The organism is Sporosarcina sp. Marseille-Q4943 (genome assembly GCF_943736995.1).
Classification (GTDB): domain Bacteria; phylum Bacillota; class Bacilli; order Bacillales_A; family Planococcaceae; genus Sporosarcina.
This window is the reverse complement of sequence record NZ_OX031157.1, coordinates 943762-962500: the sequence shown is the minus strand read 5'-3', so window position 1 is coordinate 962500 and position 18739 is coordinate 943762. Positions and strand designations below refer to the sequence as shown.

The window sequence follows — 18739 nt, the reverse complement described above, 5'->3', positions numbered from 1 at the left end:
TGCCTACAAGTTGTCAGAGCCCGTTAATGGGTGATGGCGTGCCTTTTGTAGAATGAACCGGCGAGTTACGATTCCATGCAAGGTTAAGCAGCGAATGCGGAGCCGCAGCGAAAGCGAGTCTGAATAGGGCGAATGAGTATGGGGTCGTAGACCCGAAACCAGGTGATCTACCCATGTCCAGGGTGAAGGTAAGGTAACACTTACTGGAGGCCCGAACCCACGTACGTTGAAAAGTGCGGGGATGAGGTGTGGGTAGCGGTGAAATTCCAATCGAACCTGGAGATAGCTGGTTCTCTCCGAAATAGCTTTAGGGCTAGCCTCAAACGAAAGAATCTCGGAGGTAGAGCACTGTTTGGACTAGGGGCCCATCCCGGGTTACCGAATTCAGACAAACTCCGAATGCCGATGATTTATGTTTGGGAGTCAGACTGCGGGTGATAAGATCCGTAGTCGAGAGGGAAACAGCCCAGACCGCCAGTTAAGGTCCCCAAGTATCCGTTAAGTGGAAAAGGATGTGGCGCTGCCCAGACAACCAGGATGTTGGCTTAGAAGCAGCCACCATTTAAAGAGTGCGTAATAGCTCACTGGTCGAGTGGCGCTGCGCCGAAAATGTACCGGGGCTAAACGGATCACCGAAACTGCGGATTGACACCTATGGTGTCAGTGGTAGGAGAGCGTTCCAAGGGCGTCGAAGCTAGACCGTAAGGACTGGTGGAGCGCTTGGAAGTGAGAATGCCGGTATGAGTAGCGAAAGAAGGGTGAGAATCCCTTCCACCGAATGCCTAAGGTTTCCTGAGGAAGGCTCGTCCGCTCAGGGTTAGTCGGGACCTAAGTCGAGGCCGAAAGGCGTAGACGATGGATAACAGGTTGATATTCCTGTACCACCTCCCCGCCGTTATCAGCAATGGGGGGACGCAGAAGGATAGGGTGAGCGCGCTGTTGGTCATGCGCGTCCAAGCAGTGAGGTGTGGAACGAGGCAAATCCCGTTCCTATAACATTGAGCTGTGATGGCAAGGGGAATTATCCCCGGAGTCCCTGATTTCACACTGCCAAGAAAAGCCTCTAGCGAGGCGGGAGGTGCCCGTACCGCAAACCGACACAGGTAGGCGAGGAGAGAATCCTAAGGTGATCGAGAGAACTCTCGTTAAGGAACTCGGCAAAATGACCCCGTAACTTCGGGAGAAGGGGTGCTCTGGTAGGGTGTTAAAGCCCGAGAGAGCCGCAGTGAATAGGCCCAGGCGACTGTTTAGCAAAAACACAGGTCTCTGCAAAACCGTAAGGTGACGTATAGGGGCTGACGCCTGCCCGGTGCTGGAAGGTTAAGAGGAGAGGTCAGCGCAAGCGAAGCTTCGAATTGAAGCCCCAGTAAACGGCGGCCGTAACTATAACGGTCCTAAGGTAGCGAAATTCCTTGTCGGGTAAGTTCCGACCCGCACGAAAGGCGTAACGATCTGGGCACTGTCTCAACGAGAGACTCGGTGAAATTATAATATGCGTGAAGATGCGCATTACCCGCGACAGGACGGAAAGACCCCGTGGAGCTTTACTGTAGCCTGATATTGAATTCCGGTGCAGCCTGTACAGGATAGGTAGGAGCCTTGGAATCCGGAGCGCCAGCTTCGGAGGAGGCAATGGTGGGATACTACCCTGGCTGTATTGGACTTCTAACCCTTGCCCGTGATCCGGGCAGGAGACAGTGTCAGGTGGGCAGTTTGACTGGGGCGGTCGCCTCCTAAAGTGTAACGGAGGCGCCCAAAGGTTCCCTCAGAATGGTTGGACATCATTCGTAGAGTGCAAAGGCATAAGGGAGCTTGACTGCGAGACCTACAAGTCGAGCAGGGTCGAAAGACGGGCTTAGTGATCCGGTGGTTCCGCATGGAAGGGCCATCGCTCAACGGATAAAAGCTACCCCGGGGATAACAGGCTTATCTCCCCCAAGAGTCCACATCGACGGGGAGGTTTGGCACCTCGATGTCGGCTCATCGCATCCTGGGGCTGTAGTCGGTCCCAAGGGTTGGGCTGTTCGCCCATTAAAGCGGTACGCGAGCTGGGTTCAGAACGTCGTGAGACAGTTCGGTCCCTATCCGTCGCGGGCGCAGGAAATTTGAGAGGAGCTGTCCTTAGTACGAGAGGACCGGGATGGACACACCGCTGGTGTACCAGTTGTCTTGCCAAAGGCATCGCTGGGTAGCTATGTGTGGACGGGATAAATGCTGAAAGCATCTAAGCATGAAGCCCCCCTCAAGATGAGATTTCCCATTACATTTGTAAGTAAGATCCCTCAAAGAAGATGAGGTGGATAGGTCCGGGGTGGAAGCGTGGCGACACGTGCAGCTGACGGATACTAATCGATCGAGGACTTAACCTTAAGTTACTTAAGTACGGTTGAACTTGAAGTTCAGCAACAATGTTGGTTTTATCCGGTTTTGAGCGAACAAAATAATTTATTTTGAAAAAACGCTTGACATATTTACCAGATTTGATATAATAAATCTTGTCTTGTGAAAATAGTCCAGTGGTGATGGCGAAGAGGTCACACCCGTTCCCATACCGAACACGGAAGTTAAGCTCTTCAGCGCTGATGGTAGTAGGGGGCTTCCCCCTGTGAGAGTAAGACGTCGCTGGGCTGTCATTTCTAAGATGACCGCAATGAGTATAAGTAGTTGAAAACTCGTTAAAGTATTATTCCGCAGTAGCTCAGTGGTAGAGCAATCGGCTGTTAACCGATCGGTCGTAGGTTCGAATCCTACCTGCGGAGCCAATTGGAGAGCTGTCCGAGTGGCCGAAGGAGCACGATTGGAAATCGTGTATACGCTAACCGCGTATCAAGGGTTCAAATCCCTTGCTCTCCGCCAGATTTATTACTTACTAGATATGGCCCCTTGGTCAAGCGGTTAAGACACCGCCCTTTCACGGCGGTAACACGGGTTCGAATCCCGTAGGGGTCACCATTTTTAAAACCTAAGAATTATTGCAGCTCCCTTTAAAATCGGGAGAAGCGAGCAGGACAAGGAAGCGATTGAGAGAGGGAAGGAACGTACAACGGTACGTGACTGACTGAACGAAAGAAGCTGACGCAGTAATGCGAAGCTTATCGCGATTTTAACTGGAGGATTAGCTCAGCTGGGAGAGCACCTGCCTTACAAGCAGGGGGTCGGCGGTTCGAACCCGTCATCCTCCACCATATAATTTGTTGTATTAGTATTATCGCGGGGTGGAGCAGTGGTAGCTCGTCGGGCTCATAACCCGAAGGTCGCAGGTTCAAATCCTGCCCCCGCAACCAAAAGGTCCCGTGGTGTAGCGGTTAACATGCCTGCCTGTCACGCAGGAGATCGCCGGTTCGATCCCGGTCGGGACCGCCATTTTTATGTGGCTCAGTAGCTCAGTCGGTAGAGCAAAGGACTGAAAATCCTTGTGTCGGCGGTTCGATTCCGTCCTGAGCCACCATTTTAATATTTTGCCGGTGTAGCTCAGTTGGTAGAGCAACTGACTTGTAATCAGTAGGTCGTGGGTTCGACTCCTATCGCCGGCACCATACTTTTGGTGGGGTAGCGAAGTGGCTAAACGCGGCGGACTGTAAATCCGCTCCCTCCGGGTTCGGCGGTTCGAATCCGTCCCCCACCACCATTTATTATAGGGGCATAGTTTAACGGTAGAATAGAGGTCTCCAAAACCTTTGGTGTGGGTTCGATTCCTACTGCCCCTGCCATTATTATTTTAATTCAGTACTACGGCGGTCGTGGCGAAGTGGTTAACGCATCGGATTGTGGTTCCGACATTCGGGGGTTCGATTCCCCTCGTCCGCCCCATTCTATGCAGTATATCTAAATAAAAAATAATTTATATTATGGCGGTCGTGGCGAAGTGGTTAACGCATCGGATTGTGGTTCCGACATTCGGGGGTTCGATTCCCCTCGTCCGCCCCATTTACTTTTTGGGGTATAGCCAAGCGGTAAGGCAACGGACTTTGACTCCGTCATTCGTTGGTTCGAATCCAGCTACCCCAGTTTTTGCGGAAGTAGTTCAGTGGTAGAATACGACCTTGCCAAGGTCGGGGTCGCGGGTTCGAATCCCGTCTTCCGCTCCACTTTTCTTACGGCGGCATAGCCAAGCGGTAAGGCACGGGTCTGCAACACCCTTACCACCGGTTCGATTCCGGTTGCCGCCTCCATATTTCATGTATGCTGTAAGTAATTTGTTGTTATGCCCGAGTGGTGGAATGGCAGACACGTCGCACTCAAAATGCGATGCCGCGAGGCGTGCCGGTTCAAGTCCGGCCTCGGGTATCCACATTGAAAAGATGCAACCAAGGTTGCATCTTTTCTCTTTCCAGTTTTATTTATCTCTTCTATGCCCAAGTGGTGGAATGGCAGACACGTCGCACTCAAAATGCGATGCCGCAAGGCGTGCCGGTTCAAGTCCGGCCTTGGGTATCCAGTTTTACAATAAAACGCTCCTTCCACTATTACGTGGAAAGGAGCGTTTTCCATGGGAAGGAGTAGTATCTCTGCTTGCTGATCATCCGTGAACGTTCACAAATTGAATGGTTTGCTTCCATTTAACAAAACGGAAGGACTCTCTTCATTCAAAACATAGCAAGTAGATTCTCCACCGCTAATGGACGTAAACATATTACCGCATGCAGTCGTCAGTTGTAGAGCTTCCTCCTTGTCCATTGAAGGGCGGAGAAACAGGACATGGAGCGCATCCGTCGTCTCTTCCGTAACGGCCGTTCTGACAGAGTCAACATAAGGGCTGCCGAAAGGGCTGTATTCGTCTTTTAATTGAAGTATGCGATCCAGTGAGTTGAAACGGCCGTTCAATCCATCATAACCATCTTCCTCTCCGCCGACTGTCAAATGGATATCTCCAACAATTTTACCTAAATCGTATATACCTGCTGGGATTTCATATTGGAGAGAGAAAAACGTATTCAGGTCAACCGCTGTATGTACTGTCCGCAAGTAATTCTGCTTTTTAATCCTACGGAATAGAGCTTCCGCAGATGGTCGGTATCGGTTTGGATCTGCCCCGAAAGCTTTCCACGTCTCTCTCCATTCCTTGATGCCTTGAAAATCCGTTAAAGGCTTGGTGTCCAATTCGAAAAATAGCTGTTCTTGGAACAATTGGAGTCTTCCTTTTAGCATTTGAGGAGATTCTGACACTGTAATTTTGTTATAATGGATAATGCCCAATTTCAAGTCGGGCATCAGTTGAAAGAGATTTTCATCTATAGTTATTTTCATCTTCATCACCTTTGTCATTATCTTTTTATCAATCCTACCATAAAGGAGGCGGAACGTAGTGAATGTCGCTCAGCTACAGTCATCAATCAAAGAATATGCAGCTACTATCGGAATCGATAAAATCGGCTTTACGACCGCCGCCCCTTTTCTAGAATTAAAAAACCGGTTACGACGTCAACAGGAATTGGGCTATCAATCGGGCTTTGAAGAGAGTGATGTCGAAAAACGGACGGAACCGATACTATTGCTTGATCGCGCCGAGAGCATCATTTCCATTGCCGTCGCTTATCCTTCTAAAATGATAGATGCGCCTAGAGGGAAGAAGGGGGAAAGGCGCGGCATCTTCGCAAGGGCATCTTGGGGGATGGATTATCATCACGTCCTCCGTGAAAAGCTGCAACTACTGGAAACGTTCATTTCCGAAAAGATGCCGAATGCCAAAATGCGGTCGATGGTGGATACCGGGGAGCTCGTTGACCGGGCTGTTGCCGAACGGGCAGGAATCGGCTGGTCAGGGAAGAATTGTTCAGTCATCACGCCTGAATATGGATCGTACGTCTACTTAGGGGAAATGATAACGAATATCCCTTTTGAGCCAGACATACCGATGGAGGATCAATGCGGGGATTGTACACTTTGTTTGGATGCTTGTCCTACAGGGGCTTTGATTCAAGGCGGTCAGCTGAATGCACAGCGATGCATCGCATTTTTGACACAGACGAAAAAACCGATTCCCGAGGAATTTCGCGCGAAAATCGGAAACAGGGTATACGGCTGCGATACATGTCAAACCGTTTGTCCGAAAAACAAAGGGAAATACAATTTACACCAGCCTGCGTTTCAACCGGAGCCGGAATTGGCGAAACCGCTTCTCGTACCGATGCTCAGTTTGTCGAATCGTGAATTCAAGGAGACTTACGGGCATATGTCAGGTTCATGGAGGGGCAAGAATCCGATACAGCGGAACGCCATCCTTGCACTTGCACACTTCAAGGACGAGACAGCTGTTCCTACACTGGCAGAACTGCTTGTGAACGATCAACGCCCGGTCATCCGGGGTACAGCTGCATGGGCGCTCGGAGAGATCGGAACGAGCGAAAGTATTGAAGCAATTGAAATAGCATTGCAAAAAGAAGAGGATGCCGACGTACGCATCGAGATGGAAAGAGTATTGGAGACTATTTGAAGGAAGTGCTGAAATGGCGATACATGTCGCATTATTTGAACCACTAATACCCGCAAATACAGGGAACATCGCCCGTACATGTGCCGGGACAGGAACTAAGCTGCATCTTATCAAACCGCTCGGATTTTCCACCGATGATAAAATGCTCAAACGTGCAGGACTGGATTATTGGCAATACGTCGATATTACGTATCATGAAGGCATACAAGAGTTTCTTGACGCATTTCCGGAGGCACAGTTTTACTTCATTACGAAATTCGGGGAGAAGGCTTATTCGGACTTTGACTTTTCCAATCCTTCAAAGGATGTCTTTTTCGTTTTCGGGAAAGAGACGACCGGATTGCCTGACGAAGTGATTGAGCAGAACAAAGAGAATTGCTTGCGTATCCCGATGAATGACCACATTAGATCATTGAACCTATCCAACACAGCCGCTATTCTGATCTACGAAGCACTGCGGCAACAATCATTTTTAGATTTGAAATAAAAAAACGGGACAGCCATTTGAGGCATGTCCCGTTTTTGCTTCTTATTTTTTCACTTTACCTGGTTTATCTTCGTATCCACCTGTAAGAATTGCAGAAAGGAATGCGAAGCAAACAGCCATAATAAGGATAAGATTCATCAGATGTACCTCCCGTAAAATCAGTAGTCCTTGATATAGTATACCCTACTACGTCAGAAATTGAAATGACTGGACTGAAAAATTGTGTCATTCTGATTAACTATTAACTATCATCATTCGTCAAAGTTATGAAATACAGGTACAATAAAAGTACAAACTGTAGAGGAGGAAAGCGGAATGGATACTTTTGACGGCAAGGTGACATTATCGAACGGTGTTGAAATGCCTCAGCTTGGCCTCGGCGTTTACAAGATGACTGATTCCGATGAGACAATACGGGCGATTTCATATGCTTTGGAAATCGGCTATCGGGCTATCGACACTGCGGCAATCTATGAGAACGAGAAGGAGACGGGCATAGCAATGCGGCAATCGGGCATTCCGAGGGAGCAGCTATTCGTCACGTCGAAAGTGTGGAACACCGACCAAGGGTATGATGCAACATTGAGAGCTTTTGAAGCCTCTTTGGAAAGGCTTGGAACGGATTACTTGGACCTTTATTTGACCCACTGGCCGGTCGCAGACAAATTCGTGGATACATATCGTGCAATCGAGAGGCTCTATGCTGAAAAACTGATCCGGTCTACTGGGGTGTCCAATCATCACATCCATCATCTCGAGAAAGTTTTCAACGTTGCGAATGTGAAGCCGATGGTGAATCAGATTGAATTGCATCCGCAGCTCACACAGGAGCCTTTGCGAAACTTCTGCAATGAACATGGCATGGTTGTCACTTCATGGTCCCCGCTGGCGAGAGGCAGGCTCATGGACGAGCCGACATTGCAGCAGATCGGGCTGAAATATGGCAAGACGCCAGCGCAAGTCATGATTAGATGGCATCTGCAACATGGATTAGTTGTCATTCCTAAATCTGTAACTCCGGCCCGTATCCAGTCAAACATAGACGTGAAAGACTTCGAGTTGACGCCGGAGGATATGATGAAAATCGATGCCTTGAATCGGGATGAGCGAACCGGCACGAACCCGGAGAAGTACGACGAGGCGTGAACTGTACATTCGCCGTCATAATAATGAAAAACGAAAAACCGCGGAAACTTGAACATCATCGTTCATTTCCGCGGTTTTTTTACATGACTTCTATTGTCGTCTGTTCATCTGTAAAAGGGTGCTTAAAGGAAACCTTCTTTGCGACGAGTCGATAGTTCCCATCCGCAGTTTCGCTTCCGCCATAAAGTGTATCGCCTTTGACAGGATGCCCTATATGGGAAAAGTGAACACGGATCTGATGGGTTCTGCCGGTTTCAAGACTCGCTTCCACTCTTGTCGCCTCATCATCCCGTTCTAAGACACGGTAGCGGGTAATGGCATCCTGTCCGCCTGGCGAGACACGGCGCCTTGTTGGATGGTGCCGGTCGCGTCCGATCGGATATTGAAGCGTCCCTCTCATCCGTTTTAAGCGTCCATCGACTTCGGCATGATAGATGCGCGTTATCGCACGTTCTTCGATCATCCGGTCAAAAAGCGCTTTGGCGATCGGATGCTTTGCAACGAGCACAATTCCTTCCGTCCCTTTGTCAAGACGATGGATATGCTCGGCATACGCTCCGCCGTTCGTTGCTACATGTGCCATGATGGCGTTCATGAAAGTCCCGCCTTCATCTGTTTCATCTGGATGGATGGCCATGCCCGCAGGTTTCAAAGCAGCAAGAATATGTTCATCTTCAAATAGGATGGCTACTGTAGCGTGTTCGTCCGGCTTGTACGTTGATACAGCGTCCTTGAAATGAAAGATAAGTTCCGTCCCCGCTTCCAAGGGAGTCCGCCAATCTACAGGTTGTCCTGCAACATCTGTCACTGCCTTTTCCATCCTCATCTGATGGACGGTCTTTTTGCCAGCTTTCCATTCATCCCTTAGAAGCTCTTCAATTGTCAACCCATCCCGATGTATCTCGTATCGGAAAAATGCATTCGCTCTATCCATCATTTGTCTCCATATGCATCAAAGAAGGCTCGGATATGTTCCTCGGGATTTTCTTTCGGCAAGCCTTCGGAGCGGGCAACTTCTTTACCATCTTCATAATGGATTAATGTCGGCCATGAAGTGATGCCGTACGGCTGGGCCTCCTGCTCGAACTCCTGCATATTGAATTGATATACGTGAATCCCTTTTTCTTTTGCGATCGGCATAAGCATTGGCGTCATCTGCTGACAATATTGGCACTCAGGGTGGAAGAAATAAGCTGTGACTGATTCTCCAGAAGTGACTTTTGCGTAAAGGTCATCAGGAAGAATGATATTGCTGTAATGTTCATTGCCGATCAAGTCGATTGTCGACTGCTCCAAATTATTCGTTCCATATGGATTGTCCTTCAACTTTTCCTTGTTGGTTTGATTATTCAACACGATGATTAAAGCAAAGATGGCGACGATGACACCGCCGATGACTAGTAATTTCTTCAATTTAGTTAGACTCCTTTTGCCATTTCAGTAAGAAGAGGCTTGTAATGAGGATTAGCACGAATGCCGTCAATGCCATGAACGGAATTGTGATGAATCCAAGATAGTTCACATACTGGCCTGTGCAGGGGACATTCCCACAAGCCGGTGCGCTGTCTTGCAAAAAGTTTAGTTTCTGGATTCCATAATGGTACAGCGATATGGAACCGCCGACAATTGCAAATACAGCTGTCGTCAAAGCGATTTTAGCGCTTTTCTGGAATAAAGCCACACCCGTCATTAGAACGATTGGATACATGAGGATGCGTTGATACCAGCATAGAGTGCAAGGTTCATAACCTCGTACATTCGAAAAGTATAAAGATCCGAATGTTGCGATGAGGGAAATGGTAAAGATGAAAACAAGACCGTTTTCCAACCGTTTGTGCATATTGTCAACTCCTGTTTCTATGACTCCTCTTTGATTATACGGCGTGGGTGTATCCGTGTAAAATAATCGGAATCACATGATTTTTCATCGTCAATTATGGGTACATAATATGAAGAAAGGGTGAACTGTGGATGAGTGAAGAAATTGATTTATCGTCATTTGAAATGAGTATGATCATCCGTGAGATGAAAGAGGATGACATCGAAAAAATATTGAATATGCAGGAAGTATGTTTCCCCGGTATGGAGCCGTGGGAAGAGGAGCACCTGAAAAGCCATCTGTCCATTTTTCCGGAGGGGCAATTCGTCGCCGAGCTTGATGGGGAAATTATCGGTTCCTGTTCTAGCCTGATCATCAATTTTGATGAATACGATGACCGTCATACTTGGGATGACATTTCCGCGAAAGGCTATATTACGAACCACAATCCCGAAGGATACAATCTTTACGGCATCGAAGTGATGGTCCATCCGGAATACCGGAGAATGAAAGTTGGGCAGCGGCTGTATGAAGCGAGGAAAGAGCTCGTCCAACGATTGAATTTGAAATCGATTATCATCGGCGGCAGGATTCCGAATTATCATCGGTATGCTAATGAAATGTCTGCCCGCGAATATGTCGAGGCGGTGACTCGGCATAAAATCTATGACCCGGTCCTCACATTCCAGCTATTGAATGATTTCACCCTCATGCGAATCAACCCGAATTACTTGCCGGATGATAAAGCATCAAAAAAATATGCGACGCTGATGGAATGGAACAATGTTGATTACAAGGCAACAACTAAACGGCATTATAAGACAAGTTACCCTGTCCGTATTTGCGTTGTCCAGTATTTGATGAGGAAAATTTCTTCATTCGAGGAAATGGCTAGTCAATGCGAATACTTCGTTGATGTCGCGTCGGATGCGAATTCTGATTTTGTCGTCTTCCCGGAAATCTTTACGACGCAGCTCATGTCATTCTTGGACGAGCCTTCGCCGAGCAGGGCGGTGCGGAAGATGACGGAGTACACGCCGGAGTATATCGAAATGTTCACGAATCTTGCGGTCCGCTACAATGTGAATATTATCGGGGGCTCTCATTTCGTCGAGGAAGAGGATGAGGAGATCTACAATATCGCCTACCTTTTCAGGAGGGATGGGTCGATCGAAAAGCAATACAAGATCCATATTACACCGAATGAAAGGAAATGGTGGGGAATCAGCCAAGGGGATGAAATCCAAGTTTTTGATACTGACTGTGGAAAAATCGCCATCCAGATCTGTTATGACATCGAATTTCCGGAACTTGCGAGAATTGCAACGGATAAGGGAGCGAATATCATCTTCACTCCTTTCTGTACGGAAGATCGCCAAGGGTATTTGCGCGTCCGATATTGCGCACAAGCCCGCGCGATTGAAAACCAGATTTACACGGTCATTTCAGGGACGGTCGGCAATTTGCCGCAAACTGAAAATATGGATATCCAATATGCGCAGTCGGCCATCTTCTCGCCATCGGATTTCGAATTTGCAAGGGATGGAATCGTCGGAGAAACGAACCCGAACTTGGAAATGGTTCTTATCGGAGATGTCGATCTGGAGATATTGCGTCGCCAGCGACAGGACGGAACTGTGAAACAGCTGAAGGACCGACGTCATGATATTTACCGTGTGGAGTATAAGAAGGATTAATATATACAAAACGGCATCTCCTATATAAGGAGATGCCGTTTGTTTTTATGACTCAACCTGTAAGTCGGCTGATCCGTTCGCTTTATCATATTTCATAGCTTCCAAGTAAAGGATGTGATGTCCTTCGACGTCCTTCACGGTGAACTCATAACCTTGCTCAATGATTTTTTCACCAGGGACGGCTTCAAAACGTTCCGACATAAACCATCCGCCGATCGTATCGATATCCTCTTCATCGATATCGATATCGAGCACATCGTTAACGTTTTCAATTAACATTTTTGCATCCAAAATAAAATGGTTATCATTGATTTTCTGTACTTCAGGCACTTCGTCCATATCAAACTCGTCTTGGATTTCTCCGACAATCTCTTCTAAAATATCTTCGATCGTCACGAGTCCGGAAGTCCCTCCGTATTCGTCCATGAGGATAGCCATGTGGATTCGTTCGCGTTGGATTTTCAGTAGTAGATCGCCGATTGCCATCGTTTCGATGACTCGGATGATCGGTTGCATATATTCACTGACAGGCTGATCTCCCGTTGTCGGGTCTTTGATGAACGCCGTCAATAGATTTTTCATATTCACCAAGCCGATGACATGGTCTTTATCCCCATCGGTGACAGGATATCTTGTGAATTGCTCGACACCCATCATTTCAAACATTTCCCGTAATGTGACATCTTTCTCGATTGTCATCATTTCGGTACGCGGCACCATGATCTCTTTGGCGACCCGGTCGTCAAATTCGAATATCTTATTGACGAATTTGTATTCCGACTGGTTAATTTCCCCGCCCTTCAGGCTATCGGTCAGAATCAATCTCAGCTCGTCCTCCGAGTGTACCATTTCTGTTTCGGAAGCGGGTTTGAACCCGAATAGCCGGGTAATGAGACGTGCTGATCCATTCATCCCTTTAATGACTGGGAACATAATGAAAAAAAAGAAAATGAGCGGTTTCGCTGTTGCCAGCGTAATGGCTTCCGCCCGTTGAATTGCGATCGTTTTAGGAGCCAATTCACCTACTACCACATGTAAAAACGTTACGACGGTAAATGCGATGATGAAAGAAAGGATTGTCGCAGCATGCGGGGCAATTTCAAAATGGGAGAAAACCGGCTTCATTAGCAGTTTCACGGTCGGTTCACCTAGCATCCCCAGCCCAAGAGCTGTTATCGTTATGCCCAATTGACAAGCCGATAAATATTCGTCGAGATTACTGATGACTCTTTTTGCTGTGATCGCCCGGCGGTTCCCTTCCGCGACAAGCTGGTTGATCCGCGTTGTTCGTACTTTCACTATTGCAAATTCACTCGCAACAAAAAATGCGGTGAGTGCGATCAAGGCAGCAAATGCTGCCAATCGTATGGCAATTTCCAAATAAGTTTACTTTGTCCCGCGCCCGAATGAGGGGTAGAACAAAGTGCACACCTCCTGTAAGGTTAAAATGGTTAGTTAAGATAATGATAAATTATTTACAAGAAAAAAACAAATGGTTTTGCCTAAGTCTTGTATAATTGTTAAAGTACATTCGGAGGTGGAGTTATGAAGAAGCAGAACAATGCATCAGAGATTTTGCGCACATCATTGCTGCTCGGACTGACGTCTTTCGGAGGTCCTGCAGCCCATATCGGTTATTTCAGAGACGAATATGTGAAGAAAAAGAAATGGCTCGATGATAAAATGTATGCTGATATTGTGGCGTTATGCCAGTTCCTGCCCGGTCCTGCAAGCTCGCAAGTAGGGATTGCGATCGGGTTGATGCGCGGAGGTTTACTAGGTGGAATCCTTTCATGGATCGGTTTCACATTGCCATCGGTGTTGCTGTTAATGGCATTTGCCTGGCTCATTTCCTCGACAGCTTCCTTTGACCTTGGTTGGATCAAAGGTTTGAAGATTGTTGCAGTCGCTGTCGTAGCGCATGCATTAGTCGGGATGAGCAAGTCGTTGACTCCCGATCGGGCTAGACTAACACTCGCACTCGTTGCGGCGGTTTTGACATTATTGATTCCGACAGCAATCGGACAAATTGCTATCATCGTAGGCGCAGGGTTTGTCGGTTATGCTCTATACCGGAAGGAGAAGGCACCAAAGCCTGAATCCATCGATCTTTCATTCGGAAAGAAGACAGGTGTGGCTGCGTGGACGATATTCTTCCTCCTGCTAATAGGTGTGCCGGCGATCAGGTCTTTCTTTCAAAATGCATTCATCGAGATTTTTGATATATTCTACCGGGTCGGTTCGATTGTTTTTGGCGGCGGGCATGTCGTATTGCCGATGCTTGAACGGGAAGTCGTGCCGGCAGGCTGGATGGACGCTGAGACGTTCATCGCAGGATACGGAGCGGCACAAGCCGTGCCTGGGCCACTATTTACGCTGGCTGGCTATTTGGGACAACTAATGAATGGACCATCCGGAGCTGCGGTTGCGGTCATCGCCATGTTCCTGCCTTCATTCTTACTCGTCATTGGAACATTGCCTTTTTGGTCAGCAATCCGTTCAAAGCCAGGAATTCAAGCGGCTTTGAAAGGAGTGAATGCAGCAGTCGTAGGAATTTTGCTTGCTGCGCTATATGATCCTGTATTCACAAGTTCCATAGGTTCTCCCGTAGACTTCGGAATTGCCATCATCGCATTCGGCCTCTTAATGTATTACAAAATGGCTCCTTGGCTTGTTGTTTTAATTACTGCCGGATTAGGAGCGCTATCTCATTTATTAGTTATGTGAGTCATAGAGGATGCATTACTAGCATACAATAAAAAATGCCAGGAATAATGCTCCTGGCATGCCCGCTCTATATGTTACTTTGCCGTGGGGTAACTGTTGGTGAATATTGTCGAACATCCACTTAAACGAGTAAAAACCACATCGTTTCATTTCGCGAGTGGTATGTCTGTTCAATACCCGATTGCAGAGGATTAAAACAATCAATGCGAATTGTATAGAAATGTATTGACAAATTGAAATTATCAATGGTAATGTTGAATTATTCGAAAATATAAATAGTAAGGAAGGTGCGGAAAATGCAAACAGTCATTTTTATCAAACAACAATCAAATATGAATTCCGTGCTGACCTGCTGTTTTTCTATTGTATGAAATATATCGGGGCGGCATGACTTAGTCGTCCCTTTTTTTTGAGCACACGCTTATCTTAGGAGGCGTGTGCCTTTTTTGTCTTTGGAATGAATTTCCGGTGTTTTCACGGTTACCGTGTAACATAAGGTGAAACTTCAATCAGTGGGGTTTTTTCCACTGATTGTTAGTTGAACCAATCGGGCATTTACTGGCTGTTGATCTCCACGAAGTGGAATCTTACAGCCAGTTAATGCGGGATATAAAAAACTGTAGGAAAGGAGCGCTGATCATGAACTATGTAAATCAGCAACGGAAATTATTAAAGAAGGAATCTCTTGAAAGTGGATAGTTAAGAGAATTGAAGGAAGAAGGTTGAAAATATGTTCTCGGTTTTATTTAAATTAAAGTGGTTTTTCAAGGAAAACCGCAAAAGGTACACGATTGCACTCGTCCTCTTAATGTTGGCGAATGTTCTCGTCATTTTGCCGCCGTGGTTGATCGGGCAGGCAATTGACACAATTTATACGAAGACGATGACTACGCATCTGCTTGCACTTTTTATTGGTGCTATGTTTCTCATCATGCTCGTCGCTTATGTCGGCAACTTCGTCTGGCAGTACCAGCTCTTCGGTGGGGCTTATGTCATTGAACGTCAATTGAGGACGCGGCTCATGCGCCATTTCCTGAAAATGACACCGACATTTTACGAGAAAAACAAGACAGGCGACTTGATGGCACGCTCGACGAATGACCTCCGCGCGATTTCTGAGACAGCAGGCTTCGGAATCATGACGCTCGTCGACTCGACTGCATATTTAGGTACTTTAATCATTACGATGGGATTTGTCGTCTCGTGGAAGCTGACGCTCGCTGCAATATTGCCATTGCCGATTTTAGCTTTCATTTTGCAACTGCTCGGAAAGAAGATACATGAAAGGTATATGACGGCGCAGGAGGCGTTCGGGGAACTGAATGATAACGTGCTGGAGGCTGTGGCAGGCGTCCGGGTCGTCCGTGCTTATGTACAGGAGCGTGCTTCGGAGCAACGGTTTGCGGATATGACGGAAGACGTGTACAAGAAGAATATGCACGTTGAAAAGATCGACGCGCTGTTCATGCCGTTTACGAAAGTGCTCACGGCATTGACGTATATGATCGGACTCGGATATGGCGCCTATTTGGTTTCGGCTGAAGAAATTACATTAGGGAACCTTGTCACTTTCAATGTCTATTTAGGAATGATCGTCTGGCCGATGTTTGCAATCGGTGAGCTGATCAATGTGTTGCAACGCGGAAATGCTTCCTTGGACCGCGTAATGGAGACGCTGGATTATGAGGAAGATGTGAAAGATCCTGACGAGCCGGTCGACATCGATCAGCCGGAAAGCGTCGGCTTCAACGACGTCAGCTTCACGTATCCAATGTCGCATGCCATCAATTTGGACCATATCGAACTTCAGTTGGATCGGGGACAGACGCTCGGCATCGTCGGAAAGACGGGAAGCGGGAAAACGACGTTCGTCAAGCAACTATTGCGTGAATATCCAGCGGGCGACGGAGAGATTGTCTTCTCGGATGTTGCACTTCAATCCTTGAAGAAGGATCAAGTCCGCGATTGGATCGGTTATGTGCCGCAAGACCATGTACTCTTCTCGCGTTCCGTACGGGACAATATCCTGTTCGGACGTCCGGAAGCGACTGAGGAAGACATCGCGGAATCGATCCGCCTATCACATTTCGAAAAAGATTTAGAGATGTTGCCGGCGGGCTTGGATACATTGGTGGGCGAAAAAGGCGTTGCATTATCAGGTGGCCAGAAGCAGCGGATCTCGATTGCGCGTGCTCTCGTGAAAAATCCTGAAATCCTCATCCTCGATGACTCGCTTTCCGCAGTCGATGCGAAGACGGAAGCGAAGATCATTGAAAACATCCAATCGGAACGGTCAGGGAAAACGACAATCATTACGACGCACCGCCTATCTGCCATCCAACATGCGGATTGGATCATTGTGCTCGATGATGGACGTGTCATTGAAGAAGGAACACACGAAGACTTGCTTGCGAACAACGGATGGTATAAAGAACAATTCGACCGCCAGCAGATCGGGGAGGTTGAAGTATGACTACCGGAAAACGTTTAGTACAGTATGCACTTGATTATAAGAAGCTTTTAATTACAGGACTCGTCCTTCTCGGCTTCGCTGTTGCGGCGGACTTGATGGGACCGTTGATTGCGAAGAAGATCATTGACGATCATATCGCGACTTCAGTTGATAAGACAATCAATTTTACACCGATCGCCAAATTGTTAGCTGTATTTTTCAGCTTGGCAGTCGTTACAGCTATCTTGCGGTATTTCCAATATTTATTGCTACAAAATGCCGCAAACCGGATTATCCAGAAGATGCGGAACGAATTGTATGGACATATTCAGACGCTGCCGATCCGTTATTTCGATAATTTGCCGGCGGGGAAGGTCGTTGCGCGGATTACGAATGATACGGAAGCGATTCGGAATCTCTATGTGACGGTCGTTTCGCAGTTTGCAATCAGCGGCATGTATATGCTCGGGATCTTCATCGCCCTCTTCTATTTAGATCCGAAAATGGGGGCCATCACGCTATTCGTCTTGCCAGTCCTATACGTATGGATGAAATTGTATCGGAAGTTCGCATCAAAAGTGAACCATATCATCCGGAGCAAAAACAGTGAGATGAATGCAATGATCAATGAATCGATCAATGGCATGACGATCATCCAAGCTTTCCGCCGGGAAAAGCAGATGGACGGCGAATTCAATGAATTAAATGATGAGCATTATAAGTATCAAAGCAAATTATTGAAAGTTGAAGCGGCGACGTCCCATAATCTCGTCGATATCATCCGTTCGTTGGCTTTCGTCTTTCTGATTTGGTATTTCGGCGGTGCTTCGCTGTCGACAGAGAGTGTCATTTCTGTCGGGATGTTATACGCATTCGTCGATTATATTACACGGCTATTCAACCCGATTACGGGAGTCGTCAACCAGTTCGCGCGACTCGAGCATTCACTTGTCGCTGCGGAGCGCGTCTTCAGTCTGATGGATCGTCAAGGGGAGCCAGTGAGCGATGAGAAGATTGCCCGTTACCGCGGGAACGTCCGATTCGAGAAAGTCTGGTTCGCTTATAAAGATGAGGAATATGTGTTGAAAGACATTTCCTTCGAAGCGAAGCAAGGAGAGACCGTCGCGCTCGTCGGCCATACAGGCTCCGGGAAGAGCTCCATCATGAACTTGCTTTTCCGTTTCTATGACGTATCAAAAGGGAAAATCACGATTGATGGAATGAATATCGGGAACATGTCGCGCCAGACAATCCGCGATCATATGGGAATCGTGTTGCAGGATCCATATTTGTTCAGTGGAACAGTGGAATCGAACATCAGCCTAGGGGATGCACGCATTTCCCGCGAAAGAGTACAGCAAGCACTTGATGCGGTTGGCGGAGACCGTGTGCTGAAGCATTTGCCTGGCGGGATTGACGAGCCGGTCGTTGAGAAGGGAAGCACACTTTCATCCGGACAACGCCAGCTCATTTCATTCGCACGGGCCCTTGCCTTCGACCCGGCCATCCTCATATTGGATGAAGCAACTTCCAATATCGATACGGAAACCGAGGAAATCATCCAGCATGCGATGGACGTGTTGAAGAAGGGACGGACGACGTTCATCATTGCTCACCGTTTGTCTACGATTAAAAATGCGGACCGCATTTTAGTGCTGGACCGCGGTGAAATCGTCGAGCAAGGCAATCACGATGAATTACTCGCGCTTGACGGCCAGTATGCACAGATGTATAAATTGCAGGCAGGGAATAGTTCGAGAGTTGGTTAAATTGTAGGTAGGGGCTGTCACGGGAAAGTCGGTAAAATGACTTTCTGTGACAGCTTTTTTGTTAGGAAGTGAGCCAGCTTCCAAAGCGGAGGTTGCGCGTCCAAAGCTGGAGGCTGCGCGACAAAAGTGAGCGGCTGCGCGTCCAAAGCGGGAGGTCACGCGTCCAAAGCGATCCATTCCGCGTCCAAAGCAAACCGCTACGCGCCCAA

The 18739-nt window shown here is 47.6% G+C and carries 12 protein-coding genes, 17 tRNA genes and 2 rRNA genes (1 of these 31 cut by a window edge); 26 read left to right on the top strand and 5 right to left on the bottom strand.

Translation table 11 applies throughout. From position 1 onward, the window contains the following. The 19 genes from NIT04_RS13840 to NIT04_RS13750 all read left to right on the top strand — a co-directional run. Nucleotides 1–2369: ribosomal RNA gene (locus tag NIT04_RS13840) — 23S ribosomal RNA — on the top strand; it begins 565 nt to the left of the window's first position. Nucleotides 2370–2512: 143 nt separating this feature from the next. Continuing rightward, nucleotides 2513–2628, top strand: a 5S ribosomal RNA gene (rrf, locus tag NIT04_RS13835). 59 nt (nucleotides 2629–2687) lie between these two features. Further along, a tRNA-Asn gene (locus NIT04_RS13830) sits at nucleotides 2688–2762 on the top strand. A gap of 3 nt (nucleotides 2763–2765) precedes the next feature. After that, nucleotides 2766–2856: transfer RNA gene (locus tag NIT04_RS13825), tRNA-Ser, on the top strand. Between the two features lie 21 nt (nucleotides 2857–2877). Next, nucleotides 2878–2952, top strand: a tRNA-Glu gene (locus NIT04_RS13820). A 157-nt stretch (nucleotides 2953–3109) separates the two neighbouring features. Then, nucleotides 3110–3185 (top strand) — tRNA-Val (locus tag NIT04_RS13815). Between the two features lie 24 nt (nucleotides 3186–3209). Beyond that, a tRNA-Met gene (locus NIT04_RS13810) sits at nucleotides 3210–3284 on the top strand. Nucleotides 3285–3287: 3 nt separating this feature from the next. Next, nucleotides 3288–3363, top strand: a tRNA-Asp gene (locus tag NIT04_RS13805). Nucleotides 3364–3372: 9 nt separating this feature from the next. Further along, a tRNA-Phe gene (locus tag NIT04_RS13800) sits at nucleotides 3373–3448 on the top strand. Between the two features lie 12 nt (nucleotides 3449–3460). Further along, a tRNA-Thr gene (locus NIT04_RS13795) sits at nucleotides 3461–3536 on the top strand. A 7-nt stretch (nucleotides 3537–3543) separates the two neighbouring features. Next, a tRNA-Tyr gene (locus NIT04_RS13790) sits at nucleotides 3544–3628 on the top strand. Between the two features lie 8 nt (nucleotides 3629–3636). Further along, nucleotides 3637–3710: transfer RNA gene (locus NIT04_RS13785), tRNA-Trp, on the top strand. Between the two features lie 24 nt (nucleotides 3711–3734). Beyond that, nucleotides 3735–3810: transfer RNA gene (locus tag NIT04_RS13780), tRNA-His, on the top strand. Between the two features lie 41 nt (nucleotides 3811–3851). Continuing rightward, a tRNA-His gene (locus NIT04_RS13775) sits at nucleotides 3852–3927 on the top strand. Nucleotides 3928–3936: 9 nt separating this feature from the next. Next, nucleotides 3937–4008, top strand: a tRNA-Gln gene (locus NIT04_RS13770). Nucleotides 4009–4013: 5 nt separating this feature from the next. Continuing rightward, nucleotides 4014–4088, top strand: a tRNA-Gly gene (locus NIT04_RS13765). A 10-nt stretch (nucleotides 4089–4098) separates the two neighbouring features. Continuing rightward, nucleotides 4099–4172, top strand: a tRNA-Cys gene (locus tag NIT04_RS13760). 34 nt (nucleotides 4173–4206) lie between these two features. Further along, nucleotides 4207–4287: transfer RNA gene (locus tag NIT04_RS13755), tRNA-Leu, on the top strand. Between the two features lie 66 nt (nucleotides 4288–4353). Further along, nucleotides 4354–4434 (top strand) — tRNA-Leu (locus tag NIT04_RS13750). A 99-nt stretch (nucleotides 4435–4533) separates the two neighbouring features. Here NIT04_RS13750 and NIT04_RS13745 read toward each other — a convergent pair. Beyond that, nucleotides 4534–5247 carry a B3/4 domain-containing protein gene (locus tag NIT04_RS13745; protein WP_252504131.1) on the bottom strand — a complete coding sequence of 238 codons (714 nt, stop codon included), beginning with the start codon at nucleotides 5245–5247 and terminating at the stop codon, nucleotides 4534–4536. Nucleotides 5248–5305: 58 nt separating this feature from the next. On the opposite strand from NIT04_RS13745, the gene queG reads away from it, so the two are divergent. From queG to NIT04_RS13730, 3 genes are all read left to right on the top strand, one after another. Next, a complete protein-coding gene (gene queG / locus NIT04_RS13740) occupies nucleotides 5306–6433 on the top strand; it encodes a tRNA epoxyqueuosine(34) reductase QueG (RefSeq protein ID WP_252504130.1) in 1128 nt (375 codons plus the stop codon). A 13-nt stretch (nucleotides 6434–6446) separates the two neighbouring features. Then, nucleotides 6447–6920, top strand: coding sequence for a tRNA (uridine(34)/cytosine(34)/5-carboxymethylaminomethyluridine(34)-2'-O)-methyltransferase TrmL (gene trmL, locus NIT04_RS13735; RefSeq protein ID WP_252504129.1), 474 nt, complete (start codon nucleotides 6447–6449; stop codon nucleotides 6918–6920). 315 nt (nucleotides 6921–7235) lie between these two features. Next, complete coding sequence (locus NIT04_RS13730; protein WP_252504128.1) at nucleotides 7236–8066, top strand: aldo/keto reductase; 831 nt, start codon at nucleotides 7236–7238, stop codon at nucleotides 8064–8066. Nucleotides 8067–8145: 79 nt separating this feature from the next. Here the strand turns inward: NIT04_RS13730 and NIT04_RS13725 are convergent, their stop codons facing one another. The 3 genes from NIT04_RS13725 to NIT04_RS13715 are packed head-to-tail and all read right to left on the bottom strand — an operon-like array spanning nucleotide 8146 to nucleotide 9906. After that, on the bottom strand, nucleotides 8146–9000 hold the full coding sequence (locus tag NIT04_RS13725; protein ID WP_252504127.1) for an RluA family pseudouridine synthase: 855 nt from the start codon (nucleotides 8998–9000) through the stop codon (nucleotides 8146–8148). Then, nucleotides 9000–9479: a thioredoxin family protein gene (locus NIT04_RS13720; protein ID WP_252504126.1), complete on the bottom strand. Its 480-nt coding sequence runs from the start codon at nucleotides 9477–9479 to the stop codon at nucleotides 9000–9002. Before NIT04_RS13720 ends, NIT04_RS13725 begins: the two co-directional genes overlap by 1 nt. Nucleotide 9480: 1 nt before the next feature. Continuing rightward, nucleotides 9481–9906, bottom strand: coding sequence for a disulfide oxidoreductase (locus NIT04_RS13715; protein ID WP_252504125.1), 426 nt, complete (start codon nucleotides 9904–9906; stop codon nucleotides 9481–9483). 131 nt (nucleotides 9907–10037) lie between these two features. Between NIT04_RS13715 and NIT04_RS13710 the strand changes: the two genes are divergently transcribed. Further along, on the top strand, nucleotides 10038–11582 hold the full coding sequence (locus NIT04_RS13710; protein ID WP_252504124.1) for a carbon-nitrogen hydrolase family protein: 1545 nt from the start codon (nucleotides 10038–10040) through the stop codon (nucleotides 11580–11582). Nucleotides 11583–11627: 45 nt separating this feature from the next. Here NIT04_RS13710 and NIT04_RS13705 read toward each other — a convergent pair whose 3' ends face one another. After that, on the bottom strand, nucleotides 11628–12962 hold the full coding sequence (locus NIT04_RS13705) for a hemolysin family protein (RefSeq protein WP_252504123.1): 1335 nt from the start codon (nucleotides 12960–12962) through the stop codon (nucleotides 11628–11630). Nucleotides 12963–13127: 165 nt separating this feature from the next. Here NIT04_RS13705 and chrA point away from each other — a divergent pair, with 165 nt between their 5' ends. From chrA to NIT04_RS13690, 3 genes are all read left to right on the top strand, one after another. Continuing rightward, nucleotides 13128–14309, top strand: a complete 1182-nt coding sequence (chrA, locus tag NIT04_RS13700) for a chromate efflux transporter (protein ID WP_252504122.1) — start codon at nucleotides 13128–13130, stop codon at nucleotides 14307–14309. 730 nt (nucleotides 14310–15039) lie between these two features. Then, nucleotides 15040–16782 carry an ABC transporter ATP-binding protein gene (locus NIT04_RS13695; protein WP_252504121.1) on the top strand — a complete coding sequence of 581 codons (1743 nt, stop codon included), beginning with the start codon at nucleotides 15040–15042 and terminating at the stop codon, nucleotides 16780–16782. After that, nucleotides 16779–18530: an ABC transporter ATP-binding protein gene (locus tag NIT04_RS13690; RefSeq protein WP_252504120.1), complete on the top strand. Its 1752-nt coding sequence runs from the start codon at nucleotides 16779–16781 to the stop codon at nucleotides 18528–18530. The genes NIT04_RS13695 and NIT04_RS13690 overlap by 4 nt, the downstream gene beginning before the upstream one ends. The last annotated feature ends 209 nt before the right edge of the window (nucleotides 18531–18739 follow it).